This window comes from Kushneria sp. EE4, assembly GCF_977968315.1.
Map to the genome: position 1 here is coordinate 2377743 of NZ_OZ386212.1, position 17423 is coordinate 2395165.

Here is a 17423-nt window from a genome sequence, read left to right on the forward strand (position 1 = left end):
CGGCGCCGGATTGATCAGAAGTCATAGCGCAGTGAGGCCACAACGCTTGCCGGCGCGCCATACATGTTGAAGGTGTTCAGCCCGCCCACACGCTCGTAGTACTTCCTGTCGAGAATGTTGTTGAAGTTGAGCTGGCCCGACAGACTCTGGGTGAAGTCATAGCCGACCATGGCATCCACCACCGCGTAGCCCGGTGCGTCCACACCCTGCGTTGAGCTGAAGCCATCCATCGCCGTGACGCCGCCGCCGATGCGAAAGCCGTCCAGCGCCCCGCCTTCAAAGCCGTACTGGGTCCAGAGGTTAACCATGTTGCGCGGCATCAGCAGAAACAGACCGTCATTTTGCGGCGTCGAGTCGCGCTTGATCTCGGTGTCCATGTAGGTGTAGCCGGCAATGATGTCCCACTGATCGGTAATGCTGCCGGTCAGCTCGGCCTCGGCGCCCTGAATGCGGGTCTTGCCCAGCGCCACGACATCGGCGGTATCACCGCTGGCGCTGTTGGCGCCGCGATTTTTGTCATACATCCGAAAGGCTGTCAGGCGCGCATTGAGATCGCCGTTGAAGTAGCTGCCCTTGACGCCCACTTCGTACTGCTCGCCCTTGCGCGGCTTGAGCAGCTCGTTGTCGGCATTGGTAGCGCTTTGCGGATTGAAGACCTGCGAATAGCTGGCATAGAGCGAATGGTTGGCATCCAGGTCGTAGACCAGCCCGCCGTAAGGCGTGAAGCGCGAGCTGTCGCTGCGCGAGTCAGAGGTGCTGGCATCGAGTTCATCGACGCTGGCGCGCTGGCGATAGTTGCTGACCCGGCCACCGGCAATCAGCGCCAGATCCTGGATCGGACGGAACGTCAGCTTGGAGTAGAGCCCGTACTCTTCAAGCGTGGTGCGCTCGTCGTTGTAGTTGTTGGTCCCCGGTGCGCCGGCACGGGCATCGCTCAACACATCGGTATAGGGCACGCTGCCGGGTGAGAAATCACTGACGTTAACGCCCTGAAAGCCGGACAGAGCGCCGTAGCGGCCCTGCTCCTGCTCGGACTCGTAGCGCTTGTAGTCGGTGCCCACGACAAATTCACTGGTATTGCCCAGCGCCTCGAAGGGCTGGCTGTAGCTGGCATCCAGCGCCACCGACTGCTCATCGGCCTTGCCGCCCAGTCCCATCAGCGTGGCGTTGCCGTTGTCGTCCACCCCGGCCGCCGGACCGCCGGCGCCGAAGGCGTAGTTGTAGTCGGCGTTGCGGTTGGAGTAGCGCCCGGCCAGGCGACCATAGCCACCGTTGTCAAAGCGATGGGTCAACTCGGCAATCCAGTCGTTGGACTGGCTGGTGAAGCTGTTCCAGTCGGCGCCGAAAAGCTTCGAGCGGCGATATTCGCGCAGGCTGCCGTCCTGATTGGCCGGCAGGCCGTTATTGACGGTGATGTCCTTGCTCTGACGCAAAAACGCCAGCCCCAGGGTGGTGTCCTCGTCCAGGTCAAAATCCAGCGCGCCGTAGAAGTTGTTGCGCTCGTTGTCGTTGTGATCGACAAAGCCGTCGGTGTCGCTGTTGTCGATCACCAGCCGGCCGCGCACGCTGCCGTCGGCGTTGATCGGCCCGGAAAGATCGGTTTCCAGATAGCGCTGATCCCAGCTGCCATAGCGCCCGGTCACGTGGCCCTGAAAGTCGTAGGTCGGGCGCTTGCGCACCAGATTGACGATACCGCCCAGCTCGCTGGTGCTGTTGAAAAGCCCGGAAGGCCCGCGCATGATTTCGACCCGGTCAAAGGGCGACAGCGACGGCACCGACCCGGTAATGCTCGACATCGGCGAGGGCAGGCCATCGATATTGTATTCGTCGTACTCAAAGCCGCGGGAATAGATCGACGAGCGGCCGTCGTCGTTGGAGAGCACGCGAACGCCCGGCGTGCGTTTGGCCATCTGATCAAGGGTGTCGAAGTTCTGGTCCTCGATCGCCTCGCGGGTCACCACGCTGATCGACTGCGGAATGTCACGCAGCGCGGCCGGCGTTTTGGTGCCGACGGTGGCGGCATCCACGCCGTAGCCGCCGGTCTGCTCGGAGGGGAGCATGTCGTAAAGCCGATTGCCTTCCACGGTAATGGTATCAAGGCGCGAGTCGTCGCCGCCGGAAGCCGTGGCAGTGGTCGTGATGACCGTCGTGGTCTGGGCCGCATCACCGCCCTGCTGCTCGGCGGCCCAGACGCCGCCTGCCACCGGCAGCAATACCGCCCCGGCCAGCAGTGAGGTCAAATAACGTGCTTCCCCTGCGCCGGGACAGAATTTCCCCGTTCGACTCATGACTGTTCCCCTGACTGTTATGGATCACTACCGCGTTTTTGATTGGCGCTGAAGGCCGCGCTCAGGCACGTGACGGCATAAACCGAGCGACGTCACAGTAAGTTTAATGATAAGGATTATCAAGTGTATATTCATATCATTTGAACTTGAGCGAATAATCGTTGTCACTGCGCGCGCAGTGTCCACTTGAAAAGGCATGAGAGAGGGTGCAGACATCGAAACGAAAGCCGCCCGGTCAACAGCAGGGCGCTGGCAACAAGGACCGATCAACAGTGTGCCGGTAGAACGCTGGACAAGAAAACAGGAGAGACACAAGGGGGGGGAAGCAGGGAAGCGACGGGCAGGCGGCATGGCGCCCCTGCCCGGAAAGACACTATCAGTCAGCCGCGTCCTGGATGGACTCACCGCCGGCCGAGATGTCTTCACCTGCGCCACCTACCGTGTTGCAGGCAGACAGTGCCGCAGCGGAAAAGAGGGCAATCAGCATCATGCTCATCCATTTTTTCATGTAACAACTCCTTGTTGATGGGAATACAGGGCATGCGATGGTTTGACCTACGGGTTATGACATCGCACCTGGAGTCTGGCATTTTTTGAACCGGTTTGCATTTCCCCGGGCCATCGCCTCCAATGCAACGCTTGATACTTCCCCTCGCCCCCTGTCCATGGAGCTTTGCCATGACCTTTGCGCTGCATGAAAGACTGGCCGCCGACACCATCGCCGTTGCCACACTCGAGCTTTGCGAGCTGCGGCTGATGAACGATGCCCGCTTTGTGTGGGCGCTTTTGATCCCGCAGCGGGACAACATTCGCGAAAGTTTTGAGCTGCCCAATCACGAGCGCGCGCGGCTGTGGCAGGAGGTCGATCTGTTAAGCGAATTCATGCAGCGCCATACCGGGGCCGAGAAGATGAATATCGGCGCACTGGGCAACATGGTGCCCCAGCTGCATGTGCATGTGATCGCGCGCTCAAGAGAGGATGCGGCCTGGCCGGGGCCGGTCTGGGGTGCAGGTCAGGCGCAGCCGCTGGAGGAAGATGCTCGACAGGCACGCCTGACGCTGCTGCAGCGCTTTGTAGACGAGATCAAGGGCACCTGAATCACAGCACGTGAAGCCGGGCCGCCTAAACACAACCGCTCAGGGCGTCACGACAGCAGAGCGTGACAGTGGCCCTTCCCCGAGGCGCTCGGCAATGGAAGTGGCCAGCCGATCAAAGTCCGCCACGCCCAGTGCCGCTCTGCCGCGCCAGCCCCGAAGCTGCAGTTCACTGCCGCGCGAGGCGTTGACCACATGCGCCTCGACCCGCCACTCCGGACGTGCGGCGTAGCTCGCGCGGATATCGCCCAGAGCGTGATCACCATAGACAATCACGAAGCCGCGCTCGGCAAGCGATGCCATGGTGGCCTGCATGACCCGGTCTGACGAGGCATTGAAATGCTCGATGCGCTCGGGCGGAGGCAGCGAGGCCGTGGTGGCACAGCCGGTCACGAGCCCCAGCAGCACTGCCAGCACAAGGCCACGCACCGTTTGATGCGCGGTGTGAGGGTGTCCCGGTCTCATAAGGAGGCTCCCGAGCGCACAAGCGCCTGTTCAATGGCGGCATGGGTCTGCCGGCAAAAGGGTTCCGGCGACGCCGGCCGGGCATCCATGACAAAACCATCCGGTGACACGATCATGACGCTTCGCACGGCCAGATAGCGCTGATCATCATCGGCACTGACCGATACCCGCTCAAGACTGTAGGGGTCGGATCGAAAGACACCGAAGGGGTCGCCGAAGCCGCTGCCCACCATGACCCCGCCACGATGCCCGCCAAACCATCCCATGCTGCTGCGCCATTGGCGCGTGGCCCCGAGCCCGGGCTGGCGCCGGAGACGCTCGGCGCTGACCAGCCCCAGCTCGACATCACTGGCACGAATCTCGTAGCCCTGCCCTTCCAGCGCGCTGGCAATGGCACGAATCTGTGCCAGTCGCGTGCCCTCATGAGCGGCGTAACAGGCCTCCGGCTGAGGTTGATCACTGATGCCCAGCGGCTGTGTCGAAGGCAGCGCACTACAGCCTGTCAGCACAAGACCCGGCAGAACCATTTTCACGAGCAATCGAATGGATGACATGGCACGCATCCCCGGTGAAATATCCCTGACACCCGCGGGTGGTCCCATGGAAAAAGGCGCCCAACCGCTGCCCTTGTTCCTTAGACAGTAGAGTGAATATGAAAGGCCCGCAATGTCTGCGTGACGCGGGTCTACAGGGCAGGCGAGGAAGGCATGCAGGGCGCGCCCGTCCGTGACCACCGCCGGATACCCGATAGCCATCAACCCTGTGCCACAGCGGTCGCCGAATGCCGACGAAGCCTGGCCGTCACGAAATTATAAGTTAGTATTATTGGTCCAACTATAAAACAGGGACAAAAGCTTATGGCTGATGACGCCAATCCACCGACAGTTGCCAAACTGAACCCACCGGTTTTCTATACCTCCGCGGGCATCATTGTTGCCTTTATTCTGTTTGCCGTCGTGGCACCCGAGCTTGCCGGTCAGGCCTTTGGTCAGGCCCAGGGCTGGGTTATCGACACCTTTGGCTGGTTTTATCTGCTCGCCATGGGGGTCTATCTCATCTTCGCGCTTTATCTGGCCATGTCCCGACACGGCCGGATTCGTCTGGGGCCGGATCACAGTGAACCCGAGTACAGCTACCGCTCGTGGTTTGCGATGCTCTTTGCCGCCGGCATGGGCATCGGGATCATGTATTACGGGGTCGCCGAGCCTGTCACACACTACATGAGCCCGCCAAATGGCGAGGGCAGCAACCCGGCGGCCGCCAAGGAAGCCATGGAGATCACCTTCTTTCACTGGGGGCTCCACCCCTGGGGGGTGTATGCCGTGGTAGCGCTGGCGCTGGCCTATTTCAGCTTTCGCCATGGCCTGCCGCTGCGCCTGAGTTCGGCGCTCTATCCTCTGATCGGCAAGCGTATTCACGGCCCGATCGGCTACGCCGTCGATATCTTCGCCGTCTTTGGCACCATGTTTGGTCTGGCCACCTCGCTGGGGCTGGGCGTCATGCAGATCAGCTCGGGGCTCAATTTCCTGTTTGGCTTTCCCGACACGCTGGTCAGCCAGATCATCCTGATTGCCGCCATTACGGCCGCGGCGACCTGCTCGGTGTCGCTGGGCCTTGATGGCGGGGTCAAGCGGCTGTCGGAAATGAATCTGTGGCTGGTGTTTGCCCTTTTGCTGTTTGTGATCGTAATGGGCCCCACGCTTTTCAGCTTCCAGTCGCTGGCCCAGAACGTGGGCTCCTATTTCTCCGGCGTTGTGGATCGCACCTTCAATATCTATGCCTATCTCGGCAATGAAGACACCAACGACTGGCTGGGCAACTGGACGCTGTTCTACTGGGGCTGGTGGATCGCCTGGTCGCCCTTTGTCGGCATGTTCGTGGCACGTGTCTCGCGCGGGCGCCGCATTCGCGAATTCGTGATGGGCGTTTTGTTTGTGCCGGCCGGTTTCAACTTCATCTGGATGACCTTTTTCGGCGACGGCGCCATCCACATGATCGCCACCGAAGGGCTGAGCCAGCTGTCGGACGCCGTCGAAGAGAGCAGCTCGATTGCCCTGTTCGAATTTTTGAACCTGCTGCCGCTGTCGGTGGTGACTTCCACCATCGCCGTGCTGCTGGTGGCGACCTTCTTTGTGACCTCGGCAGACTCGGGCTCGCTGGTGATGGACCTTTTGACCTCAAAAGACGGTGACGAATCCCCCGTTCTGCAGCGCATCTTCTGGGCGGTCAGCGCCGGCGTGTCGGCCGTCGCACTTTTGATGGCCGGCGGTCTCGAAGCCCTTCAGGCCGCCTCGCTGCTCGCGGCACTGCCCTTTTCGATCATTTTGATGGTCATCTGCTACGGACTGCTCAAGGCGCTCAGGGTCGAGGCGCTCAAACAGGACAGCCTGCAGCATCTGATGAACACCCCCGGCAACGTCTCACGCGTGGCCGCCGGCAATACGCCCGGCAGGACCGACTACTGGCAGACGCGCCTGCAGACGCTGGTGACCTCACCGCGTCGCCAGCAGGTCTCGACGTTTCTGCACGACACCGTCGAAGTAGCGATGAAGGAGGTCGGCGAGGAGTTCAAAAAACAGTCGCTTGATATCAGAATCACCGATGAAGACGACCGCTGCTATCTCCATGTCGATCACGGCGAGGAAAACGACTTCGTTTATGGCGTGCGCATTCGCCGCTACGCCGCGCCCTCCTTTGCCATGAGCGGCATGCGCAGCAAGGGCAGCTCGAAGGACAACAACGACTACCGCGCCGAGGTCTTTCTGCGCGAAGGCGGCCAGAAATACAACATCATGGGCTACTCGAAGCAGCAGGTGATTGGTGACATTCTCGACCAGTACGAGAAGCATCTGCATTTCCTGCACATCATGCGCTGATCGCGATCACCGCATGTCAGGCCCGCACGCCAGTGCGGGCCTTTTTTATGCCGGCATACCGGGCGCCATTGGCCGCCGTGATGCCTGCCGGGCTATGCTCAGGGTTCAAAGCCCCTGCCGGAGAGTCTGCATGCACATCCTGATCGCCCCCGACAGTTTCAAGGACGCCCTGGCCGCCACAGACGCCGCCAACGCCATTGCCGAGGGCGTGCGTCAGGCCGCGCCCGATGCCGAGCGGACCCTGTGCCCTTTGGGCGATGGCGGCGAAGGCACGCTGGAAGCACTGCTGGTCGCCAGCAACGCCGAGGCGCGAAGCCTTGAGGTTCATGACGCCCTGAACCGGCCGCGCACGGCGCAGTGGGGCTGGATTGCCGACCGGCGCACCGCCATTGTCGAGCTCGCCGAGGCCAGCGGGCTGCAGCACCTGACCCCCGAGGAGCGTGACGCCCTGCACACCACCACCCGTGGCGTGGGCGAGCTGATTCATGCCGCCCTCGATGAGGGCGCCGAACATCTGATCCTGACGCTGGGCGGCAGCGCCACCAACGATGGCGGCACCGGCATGATGAGCGCACTCGGCGTGCGCTTTCTGGACAAGAGTGACCGAGTACTTGCCCCCGGCGGCGCGGCGCTGGCCGACCTTGCGCGTATCGATTGTTCCGGCATCGATTCGCGCCTTGCAGGGCTCACGGTCGAGGCCGCCGTGGATGTGAACAATCCGCTGTGCGGCGATCAGGGCGCCAGCGCGATCTTCGGGCCACAAAAGGGGGCCACTCGTGAGCAGGTCAACACGCTGGATCAGGCACTGGCAAGGCTTGCCGAAGTGACCGCCAACGCCACCAGTCAGGATCATCGCGACAGCGCCGGGGCTGGCGCCGCCGGCGGCATGGGCTTTGCGGCACTGGCCTTTTTAAGCGCCACCCTGCGCCCGGGGATTGAACTTGTGATGGAGCAGGTGGGCTTTGACCAGGCGCTTGAGCGCGCTGATCTGGTGATTACCGGCGAAGGTCGACTCGACGGTCAGAGTCTCTCCGGCAAGACGCCCATTGGCGTCTCCCGCGCCGCGCATCGTCAGGGGGTGCCGTGTGTGGTACTGGCCGGCAAGCTGGACAGCGGCTGGGAGAAGGCCCTCGAGGAAGGCGTAACCGCCGCGTTCGCCCTCGCCGATGGCCCGATGGCGCTGGAAGAAGCCCTTGAGCGGACGCCGGAGCTTTTGAGCGCGCGCAGCGCCTCGATCGTCAGGCTGTTCCGTCACGGGCGCTGAGCACGCGCTCTTTGGCCGGTTCACTCCTCGTCAAAGCGCAGCGTCCCGGGCGTGTCGGTTGATGCCGCAAACGGCGCATCCTGCCCGCCTTGCTGCTGCGCTTCCTGCGCCTCGCGTCCGCTCTGGGCGCTTTCCCTGACGCTGTCCGGCCAGGTCTTGCGGTTGCGCACCCCCAGCGCGTTGAGCCGCCCGGCCTGGGCGATCAGGCTGCCCTGCCCGTCACGCAGACGGTTCATCGCCTGGCGATGGCTGTTGGTGGCGCGCTCAAGCTGGGTGCCCACCTCCTCCATGCTGGTGACAAAGCCGTGGCACTTCTCCAGCAGCTTCTCGGCGCGTGCCACGATTTCCCGGGCGCTGTCGTTCTGGCGCTCCAGCCGCCAGAGACCGGCCACCGTGCGCAGACTCGCCAGCAGCGTGGAGGGCGTGACCAGCACGACGTGGCGGTCAAAGGCCTCATGGAAGAGGCGGTCATCGTGTTCGAACACGGCAGCAAAGGCGGGCTCGATGGGCATGAACAAAAACACCATGTCCGGGGCGTTGAGACCGGGCAGGCGCGCATAGCCCTTGTCGGAGAGCGTCTCGATGTGACTGCGCACCGAGCGCAGATGCCGGCGCATGGCCTGCTCGCGGGCCGCGTCGCTGTCGGCGGCCACCACCTCACCCCAGGCGGTGAGCGACACCTTGGCATCGATGATCAAATGGCGCGATTCGGGCAGATAAATCACGGCGTCCGGGCGTGACTGCCCCTGGTCATGGGTCAGGACCACCTCGCGTTCGTACTCGATGCCCTGTCTAAGCCCGGAACGCTCCAGCACCCGCTCGAGAATCAGCTCGCCCCAGTTGCCCTGCGATTTGCTGTCGCCCTTGAGCGCCCGGGTCAGGTTGCTGGCGTCCTCGCTCATTTGCCGGTTGAGCCCGGCGAGATAATCCAGCTGGGTGGTAAGCTGGGTACGACTGTGCTGCTGCTCGCCGTGCAGGGTTTCAAGACGGGCGCGAAACTGCTCGATCTGTTCGCGCACCGGCATCATCAAAGCGCTGACGCTCTCCTGGCTATGGCGGGAGAACTGCTGCTGGCGTTCATCAAAGATGCGACCGGCCAGACGTTCGAACTCATGGGTCAGCTCCTGGCGTGCGCTGCCCAGAAGGCTCAGGCGCTCCTCGAAGTGGGCCGTGTCGCGCTGCTTTTCGGTCTCCAGGCGCGCGTAACGCTCGCGGTAATCCAGCAGCGAATCGCTGACCTCCGCCAGGCGCTGCTCGCGCTGCGACAGCTGCGCTCGAAGCTCCTGGGTGTGGGTCTGCTCGCGCTCAAGCAGCGCGTCACGCTCGGCCAGCATGCGCTCGGTGTCACCCACCTGCTCGCGCAGGCGCTCCAGGTCTTCTTCAAGCGTGGCGATCAGCGCGTTTCGACCGTGGCCACGCCACCACAGGGCGATGGCCGCAGCGCCGGCCAGGGTCATCACCACCAACGAAATCAGCAGGGCACTATTCATGACAGGGGCGCTTCCGAACGGGACAGGGCAGACAAAACGATGGGTCAGCTTAACCGAGCCCCGACACTGCTGCATCCGTGGCAGCGCGACTGGATTAGCAGGTACTGCATGCACGATGGCAGGGGGGCGTCTACGCTTGAGTGACGATTTTCATAGCGGCCTAATCATGATGTCGCACGGTTTCAGATATTCGAGCCTCAAGGAGGTAGCTTTCGATGGAAACGATCCAACTCCCCAACAGTGATCTCAAGCCCTCGCGCATTGCGCTGGGCACCTGGGCCATCGGTGGCTGGAAGTGGGGCGGTACCGACGAAAAGCAGTCGATTGCGACCGTCCAGAGCGCCATCGATCGCGGCATTACCTGCATCGACACCGCCGCCGTTTACGGCTTTGGCGAGTCCGAGCGCCTGGTCGGCAAGGCTTTGAAGGAAGGCGGCATTCGTGACAAGGCGGTACTGGCCACCAAGTGTGGCCTGAACTGGAACGATGACGGCCCGTACCGTGATGCCAGCCGCGGACGCATCGAGCAGGAGATCAACGACAGTCTCAAGCGGCTGCAGACCGACTACATCGATCTGTATCAGCTGCACTGGCCGGACCCGACCGTTGACGTCGAGGAAGCCGCCACAGTGCTCAAGGGATTAAGGCAAAGCGGCAAGATTCGTGCCGTGGGTGTATCGAACTTCTCGATCGAGCAGATGCGCGCGTTCGAAGAGATCTGCCCGCTGTCCACCATGCAGCCGCCCTATAACCTGTTCGAACGCGACATCGAAAACGACATCCTGCCGGCCATTCGTGAGGACGGCGTGGGCACCCTGACGTACGGCGCGCTGTGCCGCGGCCTGCTCTCCGGCAAGATGGATCGCAACACCACCTTCGGCGGTGACGACCTGCGCAACAGCGACCCCAAGTTTCAGTCGCCGCGCTTTGAGCAGTACATCAGTGCCGTCGAAAAGCTCGACGCCTACGCCCGCGAGCACTACGACAAGCGCGTGCTGCATCTGGCCCTGCGCTGGCTGCTCGACCAGCCGGGCGTCTCGGTGGCCCTGTGGGGCGCCCGCCGCCCGGACCAGCTCGACCCCGCCAATGAAGTGATGGGCTGGTCGCTCAACGATCAGGCCATGCACGACATCGATGCCATCCTCACGGAATGCATCACCGACCCGGTCGGGCCGGAGTTCATGGCGCCGCCGACGAGGAACGAGGCGTAAGGCGACATGACGGTGTTGCTGGAAAGGATGGCGCCGCCGACGAAAAGCGAGGCGTAAGGCGACATGACGGTGTTGCTGGAAAGGATGGCGCCGACGACGAAAAGCGAGGCACAAGGCGACATGACGGCGTTGCTGAAAAGGATGGCGTCGCCGACGAGGAACGAGGCGCCACATGCTCGGTCTGCCACGCACCTTGATCCATGACAGCAAATGCGTCATCGCCGCGTCATGGCAGTGAACTACCCTTGAAATGCACTCCTTTCGGCCATAGGTCAAAGGGAGGCACACATCGAAACCACCAAAGGATTGGGGGAGCAACATGAGTCAGGATTTAATGGGCGTTCGCGTCGCAATCATGGCCACCGACGGCTTTGAAGAGTCCGAGCTTGCCGTACCGCAGGCCATGCTGGCCGCTGAAGGCATCGAAGTTCATATCGTCGCACCCGAACGCGGCACCATTCGCGCATGGGCCGAAACCCAGTGGGGCGAAGACTATCCCGTCGACAAAAGCCTTGATGAAGTCAGCTCGCATGATTATCAGGCGCTGGTACTGCCGGGCGGCGTGCTCAACCCCGACAACCTGCGTACCAATGAAAAGGCGCTGACCTTCGCGCGCGGCTTTTTCGAGGAAGGCAAGCCGGTCGGTGCCATCTGCCACGCGGCATGGACCCTGATCAATGCCGGCGTCGTCGACGGTCGCCGCATGACCTCGGTGCCCGCGCTGCGCAAGGATCTGGAAAACGCCGGTGCAAAATGGGAAGACAGCGAAGTCGTCTGCGACAGCGCCTTTGTCACCAGCCGTTTGCCGAAGGATCTGGATGCCTTCTGCAGCAAGCTGATCGAAGAGATTCATGAAGGGCGTCATAAAAAGCAGCACGCGTAAGGCGTTCTCTACGACCCATTATTCAATGTCAAAGACAAGGAGTGTTCCGACATGAGCGAACTCAAGGGCACAAAGGTTGCCATTCTGGCCACCGACGGTTTTGAAGAATCCGAGCTTTCCTCGCCCAAAAAGGCGCTGGAAGCACAAAGCATCGAAGTGCACGTGGTGTCGCTCAAAAAGCATGGCATCAAGGCCTGGGCGGAAACCGACTGGGGTGATGAGTATCCGGTCGACAAGGTCCTCGAAGAAGTCAGCGCCGATGACTACGACGCGCTGATGCTGCCGGGCGGTCATTTCAATCCGGACACGCTGCGTACCGATGAAAAGGCGCTGAGCTTTGTGCGCGATTTCTTCAAGGCTGGCAAGCCGGTTGGCGCCATCTGCCATGCGCCCTGGATTCTGATCAACGCCGAAGTGGTTGACGGCCGTCGCCTGACGTCGGTACCCACCATCGCCCAGGATCTGAAAAACGCAGGCGCCCAGTGGGAAGACAGCGAAGTCGTCTGTGACAGCGCGCTGGTCACCAGCCGCACGCCGAAGGATCTCCACGCTTTCAACAACAAGCTGATTGAAGAGATCAAGGAAGGGCGTCACAAAAAGCAGCACGCCTGATCCTGCAACATCACGTGCCAAGTGCACGGGCTGTGAGCATCCGCCGGCACCTCAAACGAGGTGCCGGTTTTTGTTCGCCCCCATGGTGAACCCCTTGTATCGATTCAGACCGTGATCACACCGGGTACCATAACGTTTGATCATGTCGGTACGGATGCAACCATTTCCCTCGGCCCCCATCAAAAAAACAGGAACAACGTGACAGGACGTCATTGATGCATATCGTGTTATTGGCCTTATCACTGATTCTGGTCGCTGCCGGCAGCGGCATACTGGCACGGTTCATGCCGCGTATCCCCCTGCCCATTTTACAGATCGTGATCGGCGCCCTGCTTGCCTGGTTGAATACGCCTCTGGATATCAACCTGGAACCCGAAACCTTCATGCTGCTGTTTGTGCCGCCGCTTTTGTTTGCCGATGCCTGGCAGTTCCCCCAGCGCGAGCTGACCTCGCTGCGCCATCCCATCATTGCCCTGGCCGTGGGGCTGGTGCTCTTTACCGTGGTCGGGGCGGGCTTTTTGATCCACTGGCTGTTGCCCAACCTGCCGCTGGCGGTGTGCTTTGCCCTCGCGGCCATCCTGTCGCCGACCGATGCCGTGGCAGTGTCGGCCATCTCCGGCAAGCTGGGTGTCCCGCCACGGTTGATGCACATTCTCGAGGGCGAGTCGCTGATGAACGATGCATCAGCGCTGGTCTCGCTCAAGTTTGCCGTGGCCGCGGCCATGACGGGCGCCTTCTCGTTTGGCCAGGTCAGCCTGCAGTTTGCCCTGATCACCTTTATCGGCATCTCGGTCGGCATCGGGCTTGCGTTTGTCTTCTCGACCATTCGACGCAAACTGATCGACCGGCGCGGCACCGAGTCCTCGACCGAAATTTTGCTGGTCATGCTGATGATCCCCTTTGCCGCCTACCTGATTGCCGAGCACCTGGAAGGCTCGGGGATTCTGGCCGCCGTCTCGGCCGGCGTTACCATCAATCGCACCGAGCTCAAGCGCTACGCCCAGACCCGCACCCGCATGCAGATGAACCATTTCTGGGAAATTCTGACCTTTTTGCTCAATGCGATGGTCTTTTTGCTGCTGGGGCTGCAGCTGCCGGACATCATCGGCGGGGCCATTCAGGTTTCGCTCAATGACGTGCGCAGCTTCACGCTGGCAGAGCTTGCCTTTTATGTGGTGGTGATTTCGCTGGCGCTGATGCTGCTGCGTCTTTTCTGGATCATGGGCGCGATCTATCTGTCCCGATTCTCGTCACGCCGGCGCCGCTCGGCGCACGTACCGATGTCCAGTGGCGTCATGGCAGTGGGCACGATAGCCGGCATCCGCGGCACCATCACGCTTGCCGCGGCGCTGTCGCTGCCGCTGACCCTGCCCGGCGGCGAGCCCTTTCCGGGTCGGGAGCTTGTAATCTTTCTGGCCACCGGCGTGATCCTCTTTACGCTACTGGTGGGCAGCATTGCTCTGCCCCTGCTTTTACGACGCATGGACAAGCCCGACGACAGCTGGCGCGATGAAGAGGCCCGTTCGGCGCGCCACGCTGCGGCCCTGTCAGCCATCGAGGCCATCGAGGGCTGGTATCACGACGCGCAGGAGCACCACGACTCGGAGCTTGAACGCTCGGTACTGACCGAGTCGAGCGCGCGCATGATCAGCTACTACCGCAACCTGATGACCATCAACGACAAGCGCTCAAGCTCAGAGCGTCACGAGCATGATCAGCATTTCTCCCGTGAGATGCGCCTGACGGCCATACGCGCCGAGCGACGCGAATACTATCGCCTGCGCTCGATTCACCAGATCGATGACGACACGCTGCGCCGGCTGGTGCGCGAACTGGATCTGGTCGAGATGGCGCTGACCTCACGAACGAAACGCTGAGCGAACCGACAGCGTCGGGCAGGACGATACTGGTGATATCCGCCTGCCCCCTTGTTATAAAGAAGCAGGCGGGTATTGTCGGTGATGCGCTTTTCACGACAAGGACACGCTCTTTACAACAAGGACAAAATCCAATGAGCCGAATCTCATCTTCACGCAGCGATGATCAGCCCTCGAGTGCGCTGCTGCGGACGTTGCTGCTGCTTGATCGCGGGCTGGGCCTGATCGAACGCACCATCGTTGCCGGCAGCATTCTTGCCATGGCGTTTTTGATGAGTGCCCACGTCGTGGGCAACATTGCCTTTGGTCAGGGCATCGCCGGTACTTATGAAATTACCGAGATGCTGATCGTGATCATTACCTTTGTCGGCGTGGGCTACGCTGCCCGCCACGCCCGCCACATCAGCATGTCGGCCATTTACGAACAGCTCAGCGGTCAGCCCCGCAAGGTACTGCTGATGCTGATCTGTCTTGGAACGGCCGCGCTGATGTTCTATTTCAGCTACAAATCCATCGAGTACGTCATCACCCTCCATGATCGAGGCCGTACCAGTGCCTCACTGCAGATGCCGCTGTGGATCATTTATCTCGCCCTGCCCATCGGGTTTGCGCTGGCCGGTATTCAGTATGTGCTGACCCTCGTCCGCAACCTGACAAGCCCCGGCATCTGGCGCTCTCTCACGGAACAGGAGGGCTACAGCGACGCGCCGCCAACGGGCAGTGCGGCCGAAGACGCCAGCACGTCAGGCGACCGGTAATCGTGGCGATACCATTGATGACGATGGATCAATTATAACAACAAGAGGAGAGATATCATGCTGATGGGGCTTGGCGTGCTCATGCTCGTGCTGCTGTTGCTGGGGTTTCCCATGATGGTCCCCCTGGCGGCCGGCACGCTGTATATGATGTTTACCGGAATGACCTTTTTTGGCCCGGACCAGGCGGTCAGCTGGATGATCAATGGCGTTGGCAGCTGGGTGCTGGCCGCCGTTCCAATGTTCATCTTTGCCGCCGACATTCTGACCAAAGGGCATACCGCCAATCGATTGCTGGATGTGGTGGACGCCTTTACCCGCCACCTGCGCGGCGGTCTGCCCATTACCACCGCCGCCTCCTGCGCACTGTTTGGCGCCGTTTCAGGCTCGACCCAGGCGACCGTGGTGGCCATGGGCGGGCCGATGCGCCCTCGCCTGCTTAAAAAGGGATATTCCGATTCCTTTACGCTGGCCCTGATCATCAACGCCAGCGATGTCGCCCTGCTGATTCCACCCAGCATCGGTTTCATTATCTATGGCGTGGCGATGCAGACCTCGATCGGCGATCTCTTTCTGGCCGGTATTCTGCCCGGCTTCCTGATCATGGTGATGTTTTCGCTCTACTGCTGGATCGACTCTCGCCTGAAGGGCATCGAGCCGGACCCGAAGGCCTCATGGCGCGAGCGCAGGCGCGCCCTTCGCCGGGTGATTCTGCCGCTGGGCTTTCCGATTCTGGTGGTCGGCGGTATCTATGGGGGCTTTTTCAGTGCCGTCGAGGCCTCGGCGGTGGCCGTCACCTATGCCCTGCTGCTGGAGGTGGTGATCTACCGTCAGGTTAAAATCCGCGATCTCGGCAGTCTGGCGCTCTCGACCGGCATGATTACTGCCGTGGTCTTTGTGCTGGTGGCGATCGGCGCGGCCTTTTCCCAGGCCCTGGCCACGGCCGGCGTGCCGCAGCAGATTCTTGCACCGCTGATCGAGGGCATCGGCGACAACCAGTTTCTGGCGCTGCTTCTGATTGCCGTGGCCTTTTTCATCGGCTGCATGTTTGTCGACCCCATCGTGGTCATCCTGATTCTGGTGCCCATCTTCAAGCCGCTGGTGCAGTCAACCGGGCTGGACCCGGTGCATGTCGGGGTTATCGTGACCCTGCAGGCGGCCATCGGCTCGGCCACGCCGCCCTTCGGCTGCGACATCTTTACGGCCATTGCCGTTTTTCGACGCCCCTATATGGAGGTCATCCGGGGCACGCCACCCTTTATTCTCATTTTGCTGCTGGCCACGCTGATTCTGATTGTCTTTCCGCAGATTTCGCTGCTGCTGCCGTCGCTGGGCGGGGACTGAGCGCCGATCACACGCGATACTGTCCTGAACTGGCATAAAAAAATGCCGGGCAACTGCTGACCGCAGCGAATAAAAACGCCCGCAGGTGTTGCCTGCGGGCGTTTTTATACCATCAGGGGTTTAGCAGATCAGGACGCCTGATCGCTGTCATCCCTGTCACTGGAGCCGGATTGGCTCTGATCGACCTGTTTGAGCAGGATATCCAGAGCCTGCTGCCCCCGCTCACCGACCATGTCGACATAGACCTGACGGACCGGTCGGGCGAGTTCGCGAAAGCGACTGCGCTCTTGTTCATCCAGATGAATGATATTGATGTCGCTGTTGTCCTCAATGGTCTCAAGGCGCTCGGCGTTGAACTGCGTCTGGATGTCGTGCCCTTTTTGCACCATTTCCTTGAGCGTGGACTGCAGCACCGCCTGTTGATCGTCGGGCAGCGCTTCGTACCACTCCTCATTGGCGATCAGATTGCCGATGAACTGCGCCTGCTCGGCGAAGACCATGTAATCCTGCACCTCATAAAAGCCCATGTTTTCGTGGGCAAAGACCGGCTGGATGTTGCCCTCGGCCTGGCCCTGCTGGAGCGCGCTGTAAAGCTCGCCGTAGGCAATGGTAATGGGCGCGGCGCCATAGGCCTGATAGGTGGCGCGCAGCAGGCTGTTGTCCATGACGCGAATCTGCAGCCCCTTCATGTCCTCGGGGGTGCGAATTTCCTTGTTGGCGGTCCACACCTGGAAGCCTTCCGGCACGGCCGCCAGCGGTACCAGCCCACGACTGCGAAACGACTGCTGCCACGCGTCGCTTTGCATGAACGCATCGGAATTGAGGATCTCCGCCGTTTCCAGCTGATCGTTGGGCATGACGTAGTTGAGACTCATCAACTGACTTTCCGGCACCGTGCCCCCCAGAAAGCCCGAGCCGAAGGAGATGGGAATGGCGCCACTCTGGAGCGCGTCATACAGGGCCGAATAGTTGGAGCCCCAGACGCCGTAGGGGAGGATCTGGACGGTAATATCACCATCGCTGTTTTGTTCGATCAGATCCTTGAAGGCCTCTGCATAGGCGTACTGGACGCTGCCTTCGGTTTCTTCAAGGCCAAAGCGCCATGTGTCGGCGAGCGCAGAAGATGCTGCCCCCATCATCGAAAGGGCGAACACTCCGGTCATGACATTACGAATCTGCATACGGATACCTTTAATAGTTGTTTATCCGACTTCAGAAAAGGACAGGCGGCATCCCCCTGTCAAACCGTGTAACAGGACGCGA

General features: G+C 61.3%; 15 protein-coding genes. 9 read left to right on the forward strand and 6 right to left on the reverse strand.

The features are described 5' to 3' along the window. Nucleotides 1-14 precede the first annotated feature (14 nt). Nucleotides 15-2288, reverse strand: coding sequence for a TonB-dependent siderophore receptor (locus tag ACXMYO_RS10805; RefSeq protein ID WP_457808711.1), 2274 nt, complete (start codon nucleotides 2286-2288; stop codon nucleotides 15-17). Between the two features lie 376 nt (nucleotides 2289-2664). Then, complete coding sequence (locus ACXMYO_RS10810) at nucleotides 2665-2796, reverse strand: entericidin A/B family lipoprotein (protein ID WP_438764582.1); 132 nt, start codon at nucleotides 2794-2796, stop codon at nucleotides 2665-2667. A 170-nt stretch (nucleotides 2797-2966) separates the two neighbouring features. Here ACXMYO_RS10810 and ACXMYO_RS10815 point away from each other — a divergent pair, with 170 nt between their 5' ends. Beyond that, the gene (locus ACXMYO_RS10815; protein WP_457808712.1) at nucleotides 2967-3386 is read left to right on the forward strand and encodes an HIT domain-containing protein; all 420 of its coding nucleotides are present in this window, start codon (nucleotides 2967-2969) and stop codon (nucleotides 3384-3386) included. Between the two features lie 39 nt (nucleotides 3387-3425). Here ACXMYO_RS10815 and ACXMYO_RS10820 read toward each other — a convergent pair whose 3' ends face one another. Together ACXMYO_RS10820 and ACXMYO_RS10825 are read right to left on the reverse strand one after the other, a co-directional pair. After that, on the reverse strand, nucleotides 3426-3848 hold the full coding sequence (locus ACXMYO_RS10820; RefSeq protein ID WP_457808713.1) for a hypothetical protein: 423 nt from the start codon (nucleotides 3846-3848) through the stop codon (nucleotides 3426-3428). Beyond that, complete coding sequence (locus ACXMYO_RS10825; RefSeq protein ID WP_438764588.1) at nucleotides 3845-4402, reverse strand: hypothetical protein; 558 nt, start codon at nucleotides 4400-4402, stop codon at nucleotides 3845-3847. The genes ACXMYO_RS10820 and ACXMYO_RS10825 overlap by 4 nt, the downstream gene beginning before the upstream one ends. Nucleotides 4403-4705: 303 nt before the next feature. On the opposite strand from ACXMYO_RS10825, the gene betT reads away from it, so the two are divergent. Together betT and ACXMYO_RS10835 are read left to right on the forward strand one after the other, a co-directional pair. Beyond that, nucleotides 4706-6724 (forward strand): choline BCCT transporter BetT, encoded by a 2019-nt coding sequence (betT, locus tag ACXMYO_RS10830; RefSeq protein WP_438764589.1) that lies wholly within the window; start codon nucleotides 4706-4708, stop codon nucleotides 6722-6724. A 130-nt stretch (nucleotides 6725-6854) separates the two neighbouring features. Continuing rightward, complete coding sequence (locus tag ACXMYO_RS10835; protein ID WP_457808714.1) at nucleotides 6855-7988, forward strand: glycerate kinase; 1134 nt, start codon at nucleotides 6855-6857, stop codon at nucleotides 7986-7988. Nucleotides 7989-8008: 20 nt separating this feature from the next. On the opposite strand, the gene rmuC is transcribed toward ACXMYO_RS10835, so the two are convergent. Continuing rightward, on the reverse strand, nucleotides 8009-9478 hold the full coding sequence (gene rmuC / locus ACXMYO_RS10840) for a DNA recombination protein RmuC (RefSeq protein ID WP_457808715.1): 1470 nt from the start codon (nucleotides 9476-9478) through the stop codon (nucleotides 8009-8011). Nucleotides 9479-9693: 215 nt separating this feature from the next. Between rmuC and ACXMYO_RS10845 the strand changes: the two genes are divergently transcribed. The 6 genes from ACXMYO_RS10845 to ACXMYO_RS10870 all read left to right on the forward strand — a co-directional run bounded on the left by ACXMYO_RS10845 (nucleotide 9694) and on the right by ACXMYO_RS10870 (nucleotide 16160). Then, on the forward strand, nucleotides 9694-10689 hold the full coding sequence (locus ACXMYO_RS10845; RefSeq protein WP_457808716.1) for an aldo/keto reductase: 996 nt from the start codon (nucleotides 9694-9696) through the stop codon (nucleotides 10687-10689). 319 nt (nucleotides 10690-11008) lie between these two features. After that, nucleotides 11009-11572, forward strand: coding sequence for a type 1 glutamine amidotransferase domain-containing protein (locus tag ACXMYO_RS10850; RefSeq protein WP_457808717.1), 564 nt, complete (start codon nucleotides 11009-11011; stop codon nucleotides 11570-11572). A gap of 51 nt (nucleotides 11573-11623) precedes the next feature. Beyond that, nucleotides 11624-12184 (forward strand): type 1 glutamine amidotransferase domain-containing protein, encoded by a 561-nt coding sequence (locus ACXMYO_RS10855; RefSeq protein WP_438764598.1) that lies wholly within the window; start codon nucleotides 11624-11626, stop codon nucleotides 12182-12184. Nucleotides 12185-12399: 215 nt separating this feature from the next. Beyond that, a complete protein-coding gene (locus ACXMYO_RS10860; protein WP_438764600.1) occupies nucleotides 12400-14061 on the forward strand; it encodes a Na+/H+ antiporter in 1662 nt (553 codons plus the stop codon). A gap of 134 nt (nucleotides 14062-14195) precedes the next feature. Beyond that, nucleotides 14196-14819: a TRAP transporter small permease gene (locus ACXMYO_RS10865; protein ID WP_457808718.1), complete on the forward strand. Its 624-nt coding sequence runs from the start codon at nucleotides 14196-14198 to the stop codon at nucleotides 14817-14819. 57 nt (nucleotides 14820-14876) lie between these two features. After that, entirely contained in the window at nucleotides 14877-16160 is a 1284-nt protein-coding gene (locus ACXMYO_RS10870) for a TRAP transporter large permease (protein ID WP_457808719.1), read from the forward strand. A 128-nt stretch (nucleotides 16161-16288) separates the two neighbouring features. On the opposite strand, the gene dctP is transcribed toward ACXMYO_RS10870, so the two are convergent. Further along, nucleotides 16289-17341 (reverse strand): TRAP transporter substrate-binding protein DctP, encoded by a 1053-nt coding sequence (gene dctP / locus ACXMYO_RS10875; protein WP_457808720.1) that lies wholly within the window; start codon nucleotides 17339-17341, stop codon nucleotides 16289-16291. Between the last annotated feature and the right edge of the window lie 82 nt (nucleotides 17342-17423).